7 protein-coding genes are annotated in these 15,305 nt (G+C 41.6%); 6 read left to right on the plus strand and 1 reads right to left on the minus strand.

Going from position 1 to position 15,305, the window contains the following annotated elements:
- Positions 1 to 171 precede the first annotated feature (171 nt).
- The 4 genes from B4U37_RS06685 to yidC all read left to right on the plus strand — a co-directional run bounded on the left by B4U37_RS06685 (position 172) and on the right by yidC (position 6,064).
- Positions 172 to 3,228 (plus strand): efflux RND transporter permease subunit, encoded by a 3,057-nt coding sequence (locus B4U37_RS06685; protein ID WP_088017598.1) that lies wholly within the window; start codon positions 172 to 174, stop codon positions 3,226 to 3,228.
- Positions 3,229 to 3,345: 117 nt separating this feature from the next.
- Entirely contained in the window at positions 3,346 to 4,842 is a 1,497-nt protein-coding gene (locus B4U37_RS06690; RefSeq protein ID WP_245840066.1) for a class I adenylate-forming enzyme family protein, read from the plus strand.
- Positions 4,843 to 4,994: 152 nt separating this feature from the next.
- Positions 4,995 to 5,267 carry a hypothetical protein gene (locus B4U37_RS06695; RefSeq protein WP_088017600.1) on the plus strand — a complete coding sequence of 91 codons (273 nt, stop codon included), beginning with the start codon at positions 4,995 to 4,997 and terminating at the stop codon, positions 5,265 to 5,267.
- A 26-nt stretch (positions 5,268 to 5,293) separates the two neighbouring features.
- The gene (yidC, locus tag B4U37_RS06700; protein WP_088017601.1) at positions 5,294 to 6,064 is read left to right on the plus strand and encodes a membrane protein insertase YidC; all 771 of its coding nucleotides are present in this window, start codon (positions 5,294 to 5,296) and stop codon (positions 6,062 to 6,064) included.
- A 638-nt stretch (positions 6,065 to 6,702) separates the two neighbouring features.
- Here yidC and B4U37_RS06705 read toward each other — a convergent pair.
- The gene (locus B4U37_RS06705) at positions 6,703 to 7,845 is read right to left on the minus strand and encodes an MFS transporter (protein WP_088017602.1); all 1,143 of its coding nucleotides are present in this window, start codon (positions 7,843 to 7,845) and stop codon (positions 6,703 to 6,705) included.
- A gap of 158 nt (positions 7,846 to 8,003) precedes the next feature.
- Here B4U37_RS06705 and addB point away from each other — a divergent pair, with 158 nt between their 5' ends.
- Positions 8,004 to 11,519 carry a helicase-exonuclease AddAB subunit AddB gene (gene addB, locus B4U37_RS06710; RefSeq protein ID WP_088017603.1) on the plus strand — a complete coding sequence of 1,172 codons (3,516 nt, stop codon included), beginning with the start codon at positions 8,004 to 8,006 and terminating at the stop codon, positions 11,517 to 11,519.
- Positions 11,516 to 15,283, plus strand: a complete 3,768-nt coding sequence (gene addA, locus B4U37_RS06715) for a helicase-exonuclease AddAB subunit AddA (RefSeq protein WP_088017604.1) — start codon at positions 11,516 to 11,518, stop codon at positions 15,281 to 15,283. The genes addB and addA overlap by 4 nt, the downstream gene beginning before the upstream one ends.
- The last annotated feature ends 22 nt before the right edge of the window (positions 15,284 to 15,305 follow it).

A 15,305-nucleotide genomic window follows, 5' to 3' on the forward strand; every position in this document is an offset into this window, starting at 1 on the left:
AGGTGCTAAAAAGGCACCTAGTTTTTTCGTATACAAATTTGAAGTTTTGACGAAAAAAGTAACAATTCACTCTAAAGCATATTCGTTCTTGCCAAGACTCACACCGACACCGTATGATGAACTCAGGATAAATAGTCAAATTTGAATAATTGAGTATGGGAGGACATCCAGGTGTTTAATGCACTTATTAAAAAGCCAAAAGTAACATTGATATTTTTACTATTATTGGTGGTCATCGGTTCCTTGACCTATTTTCAAATACCAAAGCGTGAGATTCCAGAAATCTCACTCAACGTAGGAACCATCACCACTGTGTATCCAGGTGCTGCGCCAAACGTAGTCGAACGTGATATTACCACCCCGCTTGAAAAAGAATTATTGGATATTGACGGGATGGATAGTGTCACTTCTGTTTCCGGATTGGGTGCATCTAATATCGTGATGGAATTGACCGACGATGCGGACAGGGATAAAGTATTCTCCCAAGTTCAACAAAAGGTTTCTGATGTAAGCCGTGAGTTTCCTGAAGATGCTTTTGAACCGACAATTAACACGGACATTCAAATGGGAGCAATCGCTTCATATAACATTTTACATGAAGACCGTGGACTGTTATTAGATCAAAAGGACATTATTGAAGGATGGATTCCTCAATTGGAGGATATTGATGGTGTTCGAAAAGTAACAGTTAAAGGGCTGGAAGAGTCGAGCTACACACTTAATCTTGATTCAGAAAGCATGCAAGAGGAAAGAGTTCTGTTGCCGGATGTTATTTCAGCCATCCAGAACGAGTTGCAAATCACCCCGCTTGGCAGTCAGCAGGAAGGAAATCAAATTTCCCAACTGACATTTGAACATATCGAAAATATTGAAGAAGTAGAAAATGTTTTTCTGAAAAAGGATGAAGAAGGAAATTCGCTTTTTGTCGGCGATGTTGCAAGTTTAACGCAAATACCGACAGAACAAGAAGATTTAATTACGTATAATGGTTCTCCTGCCATTTCTTTGACCATTATGCAAGAAAAGGGAGTAGACATTCCGACGCTGCATGCCACAGTGGATAAAGAAATGGAACGTCTTGCTAAAGACCTGCCTGAAGAAGTGGAAATGGACCTTTACTATACTCAAAATGATATTGTGTTTAAAATTTTTAAAGACTTAGGAATTTCCTTTCTGATTTCTATTTTAGCAGTGGTATTAATTACGTTCTTTGGATTAAATACCGTGTCTGCAATCTTGGTGGCAATCTCCATTCCTATCTCTATTGCACTAGGATTAATCCCCTTGCCGTATGCAAATGTGGATTTAAATCAAATTTCCATTATAGGAATCATCATTGCATTAGGAATTCTGGTGGATGATGCCATTGTAGTCAATGATAACATCCAGAGGCGTTACCAACTTGGGGATGGCCCGTTAGCAGGTGCGATAACAGGAACGAAAGAAGTTAGGGTATCGATCATTACCTCAACCTTGGCCATTGTCTTTACTTTCTTGCCACTGACATTCCTTGGTGGTCCTAACGGTGCTTTTATTTCCGCACTGCCGACCGTTCTGATTGCCACCATCATCGGTTCCACCATTGTCGCTTTGACCATAGTGCCGATTTTCATGGCATGGCGCCAGAAGAAAAAGAAACGCAGTAAAGCAAAAGATGGACTGCTGGGGTCTCAATTTGACAAAGTAAGTAACTGGTATAGTTCGAAGATTTTAACAAAGGTTGTAAAAAAACCTCTGCTTACAGGGCTTGCGGTTCTTATATTCTGTACTGCGAGTTACGCTCTGGTTCCATTTATTCCAGTCGTATTCTTCCCAAGCGCAGATCGTGAGGAAGTTACTGTGTCCGTTACCTACCCTGCAGGGACACCACTAGAGGAAACAGAATCAAGGCTTCAAGAGATGGAAGAGATTATTAAAACAGATGAAGCGGTTTACGAAACGACCATCTTTGCAGGAAGCGGAGAGCCTGGAATATTTGGCAGCACCTTATCCAATTCAGGAGAAAACACGGGGCAGATTGTCTTAAGGGTCGACCGTGAACAACAATCTGCTGCAGATACGATTGCCGAATGGCAACCAAAGCTGCGCGATGAGAATCCAGATGCAGTGGTGATGCTTTCCACTATTGAAGCTGGACCACCTGTTGGAGCACCTATCGCTCTGACAGTTGTAGGGGAAGACATTGAAGAACTAATGCAATCTGTCAATGGAATGAAAGAAGAGATTGAAGGCTTGGAAGGAAGCGGAGCAGTCATCGATGATGTAGGTTCTCCACAGCCTACCATCAATTATGTTCCCAATAGGGATGCTATGGAGGAACATGGCATCACCTCCCAGGAAATAAGTAATCAAATCAGGCTTGTTACAGAAGGAATCCCAGTCGGAACTTATGAAGCAGGACTGGAGAGAGAGACTCTGACCATCGTCCAAGACCTTGTAGAAGATGGTGAAACAATAGACCTTGAAGCATTAGAGCTCCCAAGTAAAACAGAAACGACCGAATTTGGAGCACCGGTACTTGTCTCCCTATCAGAATTGGTTTCTGTTGAAGAAACAGAAGTATTGCCATTGATTCCTCATAAGGATGGAGACAGGACTATTACGGTTCGTGTGTATCCTGGGGAAGATGATAAGCAAAAATTGGAAGCAGAAGTGAAAGATATCGCAGCATCCTATGAAACAGATAGTATTTCCGTTTCAGTGGGAGGAGAATCATCTGCAAGAAGTGATTTCTTTATTGAAGTAGGAAAACTATTCTTGATTGTTATTTTCCTTATTTATATCTTAATGGTAGTCCAGTTCAATTCATTAAGGCTGCCATTATTGATCATGAGTTCCGTGTACTTGGCCATCTCAGGTGCAATGATTGGCTTGTTCATTACCCAAACTGGCCTAGGCTTCATGGCAATGATGGGTATCGTTTCACTTGCGGGGATAGTGGTCCGTAATGCTACTGTGTTCATTGAATTTATGGAATCCCGTTTGCAAGAAGGTGCAACACTGAGCGAAGCAGTTTTAGATTCAGGTAAAGCAAGGTTGCGACCGGTTGTACTAACGGCTTTCACATCTATTGCCGCTTTACTTCCGATAGCGTTCAGCGGGGATGTATTATTTACCCCCCTTGCCATTTCGATTATTTCAGGAATTTTCTTCTCGACATTCTTTACATTACTATTCGTACCAGCATTTTATATTGTGATTAAAAAGAAGAAAGTGAAAGAAGTTTAAAGTTTTCAACGGGCATCCATCTTTATGTGGTGCCCGTTTTTTTTGTAACCCTTCTGTAACTTCCTTCTCCTATAGTATGTATATCTTGTAATGTGTAGGGGAGAGATGGAAGTGGAAATGAATGGTTCTTGGTTACAGAAGCGTTCACAACATTCTCCATATAAAATCGCAGTGATAGACGGCGACACGGGAGAAAGATGGAATTATAAACAATTATACGACCGATCTAATGAGTTGGCAGGCAGACTTTTATCTGCAGGTATTGGACCAGGAGATCGAGTGGCTTTATTGTCACCCAATCATATAGTGTACTTTGATTTGCTTTTTGCATGTGGTGTAATAGGAGCAATTTTTGTGCCGCTTAATTGGAGATTGGCTCAAAAAGAATGGAATTATATTGTAAGAGATTGCAAGGCTAAATGCGTGATTGTGCATGATGAATTTTTGGAGGAATCTGAACAACTGGAATGTCAGGTTTTTTCCCTTAAAGAACTGAAGGAGAAACAAAGGAGATCAGATCGTTCACATGTCACACAATTCAAAGACGCGGCGGCCATCATCTATACAGGTGGTACAACAGGACACCCCAAAGGCGTTATCCTTACTTACGAAAACATCGCATCTAATGCAATCAATACTATCGTAAGCTGGGGGCTACATGGAGAGGATATTACCCTCACTTGTCTGCCAATGTTTCATACTGGTGGCCTTAATGCCTTGTCGACTCCATTACTCATGGCTGGCGGAACAGTTGTTTTAATGAGAAATTTTGAAGCGGGAAAAGCCATCCATTTATTAAATTTGTATAAATGCACCATTGCTTTAATGGTACCTACCATGTATAGCATGCTGATAGAGCATCCACGTTTCCATGGTACAGATTTTCCCACCATGAAAACATTCCTTTCAGGCGGTGCCCCTTGTCCACTGGAAATTTACGAAGCCTTCTACAAGAAAGGGAAACTGTTTAAGGAAGGATACGGGTTAACAGAAGCAGGACCAAACAACTTTTACATTGATCCTCAGGAAGCATATGAAAAAAAGGGATCAGTCGGAAAAGCAATGTTATTCAATGAAGTGAAATTAATGATTAATGACAACAAAGAAGCGGGGGAAGAAGAGGTAGGGGAAATCTATATCAGAGGCTCCCATGTTTTCAAGGAATATTGGGGAAAAGAAGCGGAAACCAAGAAAGCCAAAAACGATGGTTGGCTTAGAACAGGGGATCTGGGTCGAAAAGATGAAGAAGGTTATTATTATATTGTCGGCAGAACGAAAGATATGATAATTTCAGGCGGAGAGAATATTTACCCATTGGAAGTAGAACATATTCTTTGTCAACATAATGCCGTAAAGGAGGCATGTGTAATAGGGGTACCGCATCCTGTTTGGGGAGAGGCAGTCATTGCCGTCGTTTCTAAAAAGATGGAGACTTCTGAAAAGGAACTGCTTACCTACTGCAAGGCGAGAATCGGAGTTTATAAAATACCTAAGAAAATAGTTTTTGTATCTGAATTACCAAAGACTGCAGTAGGGAAATTGGATAAAAAAGATTTACAGGAGACATACAGAGGCCTTTTCAACCACCCCGAAACTAAAGAAGAACACGTTTAAGAGAATAATTAACAAAAAGATACACCTAGCAATTATTGCAGACTAGGTGTATCTTTTAATTGTAGGGATATACTTTAAATGAAACATTATTATTCTTTAGTTCGTACAAATAGTATCTACTATAATCAGTTAAAAAGGTGATTGCATATCTTATGGAATTCTATCTTGATATTCTACTATACGCACCATATGTAACAGCCGCCGTCCTTTGTCTGTTGACGTTCTGCTTTTATCTAGATTCCAAATATGTGGTCTACCAGCACAATGGGTATACAACATCTTTGGACCTTGAAACGAATAAATTGCAGTCTGTTATCGGTAAGCGGAGAAGGCTTATTACATTCATATATAGAAAACGGCCAACAAAAGAATCAACCTTAGATGAAGAAGATTCCTCTCACTACTTTGCATACATGAGTCGATAACCTTGTAAAAAGTAGGAGGAATTCATTTGAAGAAATTTTGGACAGTAAGTTTAGTCATTTTTTTATTGGCATTATTAACTGGTTGCAACATGAGTGAGCCCATCACGGCAGATAGCTCAGGGGTATGGAACCATTATTTTGTCTATCCGTTGTCCCTTGCTTTGACGACGGTCGCAGATTGGACTGGTGGAAGCTACGGTATATCTATCATCATCGTGACAATCGCTATTCGTACACTTATTTTGCCACTTGCATTAAAACAGCAAAAAAACATGCTTGCCATGCAAAAGCTAAAACCGGAAATGGAAGCATTGCAAAAAAAGTATAAAGACAAGAAAAAACCAGATGACCAAAAAGACATGCAAAAAGAATTAATGGCATTATACCAGACGCACAAAGTGAATCCAGCTGCTGGGTGTTTTCCAATGTTGATTCAGATGCCAGTGATTATGGCTTTCTATTATGCAATCGGCAGAACGACGGAAATAGCTGAGCACTCTTTCTTTTGGGTGAGTCTTGGCCAACCGGATCCATTCTTTATCCTCCCGGTTGTGGCAGCAATTACTACATTCATCCAAACAAGAGTCACGCTTACAGATGACGTACAGCCGCAGATGAAGATGGTCATGAACATCATCCCGGTGTTCATTTTAATCGCCGGATTGACATTGCCTTCTGCGCTGGCGTTATATTGGGTGATAGGAAATTTATTTGGAATTGGACAAGGGCTATATTTGAAAAAACGAATGAAGACGTTGAAGCAGATGGAAGAAGCAACAGCCGTTCCAAGCACATAACCTGATGATGAAACCTCTAACCTCCTTTAAATAGGGAAGTTGGAGGTTTCTTATATTTCAACCACGTTTTAAAAGAGGAAACAGGGGGAGAGTATGGTTTAAGAAGTGGATGAAGACCTCAGAGAAGCGGGAAAGGATTAGGAGTAGTCTTCATAGAGTGTATGAGGACATCTGTGGAGCGGGAAAGGAGCAGGAGAAGTCTTCATTAAGGTGTAGCCGCCTTATGAAGGGTCTGCTTTTTAGCAAGAATGTATATAATCCGGTTGATTTCCGTTCCAGGCGCTTCGCTTGCCTGCGGGCGGTCCGTGAGCCTCCTCAGGCTTCGCCTTCCGGGGTCTCACCTGTCCCTTCCTCCCGCGGGCGTCTGCGCGCCTTCCACTCCAATCAACAAGGGTACTTCATTAACTAATGGGTTTTTGAAAAAAACATCTAACTGAGTTAACTGTAAAAGCACTAACATTTCGTTTCGAAAGTTTTAGCTGTGGATTGGAGCAAATGGAGTAGACTCCAGCGGGAGAGTAACGGTAGCTTGAGACCCCGCGTTGCGAGGAGGCTCAAGCACCGTCCCGCGGAAAGCGAAGCCATTTGCGAAAAGGAACAGCGTCGATAAACCAACCAACAAAATTTTTAAGAATTTCTTACGTATCCCTTCTAATCCCCAATATGAAAACAACATTCAATAAAAACCATATGCCTAAAAAAGCCAATACACTCAGAAACGAGAAGTTATGGCTTATAATAGGACTGACCGCGGTGCCAATCAGTAAAGTAAAAGAATACAAAGAGATGGCGCTTCCGCGGTGCTTGCTGCCTAATATCCCAATATAGGTGATGATTGCCGGTAGAAAAAAGGAAATGGCAGATACATAAATCACAGATAAAGCACCTATTACAAATAGGTTTTCATAAAAAAACATCATAAAAAAGAACGAAAAGGAAATGCTCAACGAACAAATGAGCAGCAAACGCTTGGATCCTACGGTCCGCATCATTATGTCAGAAAAGAGACAAGAAACGGTACCAACTAGCCCTACAGAACGGACCAATAAAAAAGATTGATCAGGAAACGCTTCGGATAAGAATTGGAACAGGCTATCGTAAAAAGTCACAAAAGAGAGCAACAAGGAAAAAACAACAAGGTAAAGAATCCTTAAATCACGATCAGACAAGAGCGTGAAAAAATGTTTCCAAGGTTTGTCCTTTGTGCTGATCAATGAATGAGCTGGACTTAAAATGAAAAGTGCCAATAAAAACAATAGGAAGTAAACAATGGAAAAGAATAAAAATACACCTTCCCATTGAAAAGAAGTGACTATAGTTTCGCTAATCATTGGCCCGAAAATACCGGACAATAAAAAGCCTGCATTGATAAGAGAAATAGTAAAGTTTCGAAGAGATTGAGAAAAGTGGTCAAAGCAATAGGCAAAAGCAACTGGCGCAAAGCAACCGAGGGTGAACCCTTGAATAGAGCGGCCAACGTACAAGTGAGAAATATTCGCAGAGTGCGCAATGAGTATGGTAGCTAATGCTGAAAACAGAAACCCGTAGCTGATGATCTTCTTCCGGCCGAAACGATCGGACAACGGTCCGAACATAAGAAGTCCTATTGCATAGAAGATGCTAAAGAAACTGCTGGCTAATATTATTTTTTGTTTGGAAATATTCCACTCCAAACTAATGGGATCATATAGCGGGATTAGTGTGTAGAGGCTGCAGACCACTAAAAAACCCATAACGATTAATAATGTTGCTGAAAAATAATGGTTTTTTCTTCGTTCCATACCGGTTCACCTGCCCATTTTACCTTATGCACTAAGTGTTTAACCGGTTCCATCTTCGAGAGTAACCCGTTGGCAATAATAGAAGTTTTTCAGTACAATAGAATAAGAAGAACATAAGTGCGTATTATTTTTTGAATGGAGAAAATGGGGGATATCTAGTGTCTATACGATTTTTAATAGGAAGAACAGGCAGCGGGAAAACAACCTGGTGCAATGAGCAAATTCTTCACATGCTTAGAGAAGACCCGCAAGGTACGCCGGTTGTCTACCTTGTGCCGGAACAGATGACTTTTCAATCAGAATACCGAATCGTTCAGTCGCCTGATGTGAAGGGCATGATACGGGCACAAGTATTCAGTTTTACTCGTCTGGCATGGAGAATTTTGCAGGAAGTCGGCGGTATCAGCCGTTTTCATATCGATCAGACAGGAATTCATATGCTGCTTCGGAAGGTAATTGAAGAACATAAAAGTAAGTTCCATGTGTTTGGGAAGTCTGCCGAGCAGTTCGGATTTATTGAACAAATGGAAAGCATGATAACAGAGTTTAAACGTTATTGCGTCACACCAGAACTTTTACAAGATGAAATTGTACGGATTGGAGAGGATGCCTCCATTTCTGAGCACGAAAAAATGCTGGCAAAAAAGCTAACTGACATACTTGTTGTCTATCGCCAGTTAGAAGCAACGCTGGAAGGGAAATATTTGGACGGGGAAGATTACCTACAGCTATTGGCGGAAAAAATACCAAATTCAAGCTATATCCAAAAAGCAGATATTTTCATTGATGGTTTTCATAGCTTCACCCCTCAGGAATTAGAAGTTTTGAAGGAATTAATGAAACATGCAAACTCGGTAACGGTTGCCTTGACTGCGGATAAGCCATATGACGAAGAAGCGCCATATGATCTTCATCTGTTCAGGGAAACCGGAACGACTTATCAAAGACTTAAGGATATCGCACTCGAAGAAGGATGCGAACTAGAAGAGCCGGTGCTTTTAAAAGATACGCCTCGTTTTCAACATGCTCACTCCTTGCGTCATATGGAACAATATTTTGATGTTCGTCCAACAGTTGTCTTTCCGGAAAAGTCTGATGTGTCTATTTTGCAAGCAGTCAATCGCAGAGCGGAAATGGAAGGAATTGCGAGGGAAATCGTCTCGCTTGTCAGGGATAAGGATAATCGCTATAAAGATATAGCTGTCATCGTCAGAAATGCAGAATCTTATATTGATTTGGTTAATACCGTTTTCAAAGATTACGATATCCCATTTTTCGTCGATCAAAAGCGGACAATGCTACATCATCCTTTGGTCGAGTTGCTCCGTTCAAGCCTGGAAGTAATTTCAAGGAACTGGCGCTATGAATCTGTATTTCGTTGTGTAAAGACAGATTTCTTTTACTCGCTGGATCAAGATATAAATGAGATGCGCGAAAAAACGGACAAGCTGGAAAACTATTGCCTGTCCTATGGTATACAAGGTCAAAGATGGACTTCGACTGAGCCGTGGAAGTATCGTCGCTTTTTTAGTGTGGATACAGAAGGTCCATACTTACAAACAGATGAAGAGATTGCCTATGAAAAGGAAATCAATGAGTTAAGAACGATGATTGTAGAGCCGCTTCATACGCTTGAAAAACGCTGGAAAAAGGCAAAGTCAATCGATGGCTATTGCAAAGCGCTTTATGAGTATATGGAAGATTTGAAGATTCCGCAAAAACTGGAAGCAAGAATGAAAAAGGCGGAGGAAGAGGGGAATCTGTCCTCTGCAAAAGAAAACGAGCAAGTGTGGAAGGCGATTATTCAAATGCTCGATCAGATGGTCGAACTGATAGGGGAGCATCCAATTTCGTTATCCATGTTTATGAAAATGGTGGAAAGTGGATTGGAAAGCCTTAGATTCAGCTTAGTGCCACCTGCCATTGACCAGGTTATTGTTGCGAACTTTGATCTTTCGCGCTTGACAGATATTAAGCACAGTTTTGTGATTGGTGTAAATGACGGGGTGATACCTGCCAAGATCAAGGACGAGGGGTTTATATCTGAAGAAGAAAGAGAGCTTCTGTCAAACTACGGAATGGAGCTTGCACCGACAAGTTTAGAACGGCTGCTTGATGAACATTTTCTTGTTTATACGTCTTTTCTAAGCCCTTCCCATCACTTGTATATAAGCTATGCACTGGCAGATGAAGAGGGGAAAACTCTGTTGCCTTCCTCCTATATCAAGCGAATAAAGGAAATGTTTCCGTCGCTTGAGGAGAAGTTGTTGCTCAATGAACCTGCAGAGCTGACTAGCGAAGAACAGCTAAGGTATATTCACACCCCATCGACCACATTATCCAACTTGGCAGTGCAGCTTCAAGCTTGGATGAAGAAATATCCGGTCGAGCCGATCTGGTGGGATGTTTACAATACACTGTTAGAAAGTGAAGAGTGGCAGGATAAAACCGAACAGGTCTTACGAAGTTTATTTTATAAAAATGAAGCAAAAAAATTGAAACAAAAGGTCAGTCGTGAATTATACGGTAATTTCATGGAAGCAAGTGTGTCGAGAATGGAGAAATTCAGTGCATGTGCTTTTTCCCATTTTGCCTCACATGGATTAAAGCTGAAGGAAAGAAAAATATACCGATTGGAAGCACCGGATATCGGTCAGCTCTTCCACGCGGCACTTAAGCATATCTCAGATAAGTTAAGACAAAGCGGCAACGATTGGAAGAACCTCACGAAACAAGAGTGTGAAGTGCTAGCAAAAGAAGCGGTGCATATTCTCGCACCGAAGCTGCAAGGGGAAATCCTGTTAAGCTCTAATCGCTTCCATTATATTAAACGGAAGTTGGAAACGATTATCACAAGAGCTTCGCAAATCTTAAGCGATCATTCTAAAGCGAGCAAATTCACTCCAGTTGGTTTGGAACTTGGCTTTGGAAAACAAGAAGAGTTACCACCCATTCAAATCAACTTGCCAAATGGGGTGACAATGGAACTTATAGGCAGGATAGACAGGGTGGATAAAGCAGAAGGAAGCAGTGGGTTATTACTACGTATCATTGATTATAAATCAAGCAACAAAGCGCTTGATCTGACAGAAGTTTATTATGGCTTGGCATTACAGATGCTGACCTATTTGGATATCGTCATCTCCCACTCCAAAGGGTGGCTGGGAAGTGAAGCTACTCCTGCCGGTGTCTTGTATTTCCATGTTCATAATCCCATGATTAAAACAAACGGAATGAAACCTGAAGACATCATTGAAGAGGAAATATTTAAGAGCTTCAAAATGAAGGGCCTGCTATTAGGTGATGAAGAATCTGTGAAACTGATGGATCAAACGCTAGAGAGTGGACATTCCAAAATAGTATCTGCTGCACTGAAGAAGAATGGCGGATTTCAAGCAAACTCTTCGATTGCAAGTGAAGAAGAATTCACTCAGCTTAGAACGTATGTAAGAAAAACATTTGAAGAGATTGGCATGAAGATATCCGAAGGGGAAACAAGCATTGCCCCGTACAAGTTGAAAAATCAAACGCCATGTACATTTTGTTCGTATAAATCGTTTTGTCAGTTCGATACATCTCTTGATGAAAATGAATATAGAGTGCTGCCAACCATACCTAAAAATGAGGTCATTTCCTCGATGAAAACGAAGATAGAAGGGGGAGGGGAATCATGAGCATGGAGCTTCTTCCAAAACCAACTGATGCCCAGTGGACAGATGATCAGTGGAAAGCGATTGTCGCCTCTGGGAAAGATATACTTGTTGCAGCAGCAGCTGGTTCAGGTAAAACCGCCGTTCTAGTTGAGCGGATGATTCATAAGATAGTCGAGGAGCATGTAGATGTGGACAGGCTTCTTGTCGTAACTTTTACTAATGCATCTGCTGCAGAAATGCGCCACAGAATCGGTGAAGCATTGGAAAAACAGTTAGAGAAAAAGCCGGCATCGCTCCATTTGCGCCGACAGCTAAGCTTGTTGAACAGAGCATCCATCTCTACGATTCACTCTTTTTGCCTTGAAGTGGTACGAAAATACTATTATTTAATTGATATTGACCCAAGTTTTCGTATTGCTGATACAACGGAAATCCAGTTAATGCAGGAGGAAGTTCTTGAGGGCGTATTTGAAGAAGAGTACGGGAAAGAGGACAATGATTTATTTTTCGAATTAGTGGATCGGTATACAAATGACCGTTCTGATGGCGCTTTGCAAAACCTTGTACTTGATCTTCATGAGTTTTCAAGGGCCAATCCAAATCCTGACAGGTGGCTGGATGAGATTGTAACGTTTTATCAGTCCACTAGCAAATTTTCTATAGATCAATTGCCTTTCATTTCGACATTGAAGCGAGAAATGAAACTGCAATTCCTAGGGGCGGAAAGCTTGTTGGAAAAGGCAATGAAGCTTACGCTGGAGCCAGGGGGGCCAGCTCCTCGGGCTGAAAATATCGAGCAAGATTTGGCACAACTTCACAGATTGCAAGCTTCCTTAGATACATCTTGGGGAGACTTGTATGAAGTAATGCAGGAACTCGATTTCTCCAGAGCCAAAACATGCCGCGGAGATGAATACGATAAAGAACTGATAGAAAGATGGACCAAGGTCCGTAATGACGCAAAAGCAGTGGTACAAGGAATCAAAGATGAATTGTTTTCCAGACGTCCGGAGTCCTTCTTAAAAGATCTCGAAGAATTAGCGCCTGTAATGGGCACACTTGTCAACTTAGTTAAAGAATATGGCAAGGAATTCAGCTTGATGAAACAAGACAAAGGGCTTGTGGACTTTTCCGACTTAGAGCATCTTTGTTTAAATGTGCTCACCACCTTTAATGAAGGAAAAGTAAAGCGATCCGAAGCGGCCCTTCGTTATCAATCCACTTTTAAAGAAGTCATGGTGGATGAGTATCAGGATACGAATATGGTTCAAGAAGCGATCCTTAAGCTAGTTACGAAGGAAAGCGAAGAATCTGGAAATATGTTTATGGTAGGAGACGTCAAGCAATCCATCTACAGATTCCGATTAGCGGAACCTTTTCTGTTCTTAAGCAAATACAAGCGGTTTGATACGGATGCCAAAGAGTCTGGCCTTCGTATTGATTTGAATAAAAACTTCCGCTCGCGTCCGGAAGTCCTTGATGCCACCAACTTTATCTTTAAACAGATCATGGGAGAAACAGTTGGGGAAATCGATTATGATGACGACGCGGAGTTAAAGTTCGGAGCAGCCTATTATCCGGAAGCAGCAGATCGTGAATCGGAGCTGTTGTTGATAAATCGAAGCACTTCAGTCGCAGGGGATGACGAAGAACTTTCGGAGTCTGAAGATAATACAACCGGCTTTGATAAAGTGGAACTAGAAACGGCTCAAGTCGAAGCGAAGATGATCGCTCAGAAAATAAAGCAGCTTATTCAGTCTGGCTATGAAATATATGATAAGGACAGAAAAGTGATGCGCCCTGTCACTTATAGGGATTTTGTTATCCTGATGCGTTCGATGCCATGGGCTCCTCAATTCATGGAGGAATTCAAGCAAGAAGGCCTTCCGTTATATGCAAATTTAAGCACGGGATATTTCGAGGCAACAGAAGTCGCAATTCTTCTATCGTTATTGAAAATCATCGATAATCCATATCAAGATGTTCCACTCGCTTCTGTGTTAAGGTCACCGATTGTCGGACTTGATTCCAATGATTTGGCGACGATCCGCATTCAGCAAAGAAGGGGCTCTTATTATGAAGCCTTGATGGCATTTATGGAAAAGGCACCAGATTCTTTGGAAGAACAAGAATTAGCGAAAAGAGTTCGGTTATTCTATCAGATGCTTCAATCATGGCGTACAGCTGCACGTGAAGGGGCATTATCTGAGTTAATCTGGCAGATCTATCAGGACACCCATTTCTTTGATTTTGTCGGGGGAATGCCGGGCGGTAAGCAACGCCAGGCAAATTTGCGGGCATTGTATGACCGAGCAAGACAATATGAATCTACCTCATTCCGCGGCTTGTTCCGTTTCTTGCGTTTCATTGAAAGGATGCAAGAGCGGGGAGAAGACCTTGGTGCTGCAAGAGCGCTTGGGGAACAAGAGGATGTTGTCAGACTGATGACCATTCACTCCAGTAAAGGCCTTGAGTTTCCAATCGTCTTTGTTGCAGGACTTTCCAGACAGTTTAATATGATGGACCTTAACAATAGTTATCTGCTGGATAAAGAGCTTGGATTTGGGTCTAAATATGTAAATGCAAAACTGCGAATCACCTATCCTACGATCTTACAGCTGGCATTGAAACGTAAAGCCAAGGCACAGCTGGTAGCAGAGGAAATGCGTGTGTTGTACGTAGCCCTCACGAGAGCAAAAGAGAAATTATATCTGGTCGGAACACTAAAAGACATTGAGAACTCTCAATTGCTGTGGAGTGAACACGTCTCACATGAAAACTGGTTGTTACCGGACTATGTGAGAGCAGGCGCGAAATCGTATATGGACTGGGTTGGTCCAGCCCTTGTGCGGCATAAGGATGCTGAAGTGTTGAGAGGAGATAGTCTGGCTGGGACTAACCAAGAGGACATCGCCAATCATCCGACTTCATGGAAGATATCCGTCACCAATGTGGAACAACTGCTGCAAGGAATAGAAGTTGAAAAAGAAGCAGAAAACCTTCTCCTTGAAAAAGTGAAGCGAGGCGAGCAGGTCGATATTGAAAGTCCTTATAAAGTGAGAGTAGTAGAACAGCTTACTTGGAGCTATCCATTTAAAGAAGCGAGCATTCATCGCTCTAAGCAATCTGTTTCAGAGATAAAAAGAATGAGAGAACAGCAGGATCCATATGCAGATAACACGCTTGTTCAAACAGAAAGAAGGTATTTCCTTGATCGCCCTGCCTTCTTGCAGAAGAAGAAACTGTCTCCATCAGAAATAGGGACAGCGATGCACGCGGTGATGCAGAATTTAGATCTTTCCGCCATTACTATTGATAGAGATTATGTACAATCGCAAGTCATGGAGATGGTTCAAAAAGAACTGATTACTGCTGAACAGGCAAATGTCATCGACTTTGACGCAATTGTATCATTCTTTACTACTCCTGTCGGGAAGAGGATGCAACAGGCAGAACATGTTCACAGAGAGGTTCCGTTCAGCTTTGCATTGCAGGAAAATGAATTTTTCGAGCAAATGGATTTAAAAGAAGAGACCATTTTGGTGCAAGGTGTCATTGATTGCCTTTTAGAAGACGAGGAAGGGCTTGTCTTAATTGACTACAAAACAGATACCATCACAGGTCGATTCTCGAACGGATTTGAAGAGGCGGAACCAGTTCTCCGTAATCGCTATAAGGACCAAGTGGCTCTATATGCAAGGGCTGTTGAAGGGATTTGGAAGAAAGAATTAAAGGAGAAATATTTATATTTCTTTGATGGAAATCATTTAGTGAAAATGTATTAATTCAAAGAGCGGCTCAGGTGAC

Origin of the sequence: Sutcliffiella horikoshii (genome assembly GCF_002157855.1) — a bacterium.
Classification (GTDB): domain Bacteria; phylum Bacillota; class Bacilli; order Bacillales; family Bacillaceae_I; genus Sutcliffiella_A; species Sutcliffiella_A horikoshii_C.

Excerpts from the sequence above, each read along its gene's own strand:
- addA (WP_088017604.1), top strand. The coding sequence starts at position 11,516 with ATGAGCATGGAGCTTCTTCCAAAACCAACTGATGCCCAGTGGACAGAT.
- B4U37_RS06695 (WP_088017600.1), top strand. The coding sequence starts at position 4,995 with ATGGAATTCTATCTTGATATTCTACTATACGCACCATATGTAACAGCC.
- B4U37_RS06690 (WP_245840066.1), top strand. The coding sequence starts at position 3,346 with ATGAATGGTTCTTGGTTACAGAAGCGTTCACAACATTCTCCATATAAA.
- B4U37_RS06705 (WP_088017602.1), bottom strand. The coding sequence starts at position 7,845 with ATGGAACGAAGAAAAAACCATTATTTTTCAGCAACATTATTAATCGTT.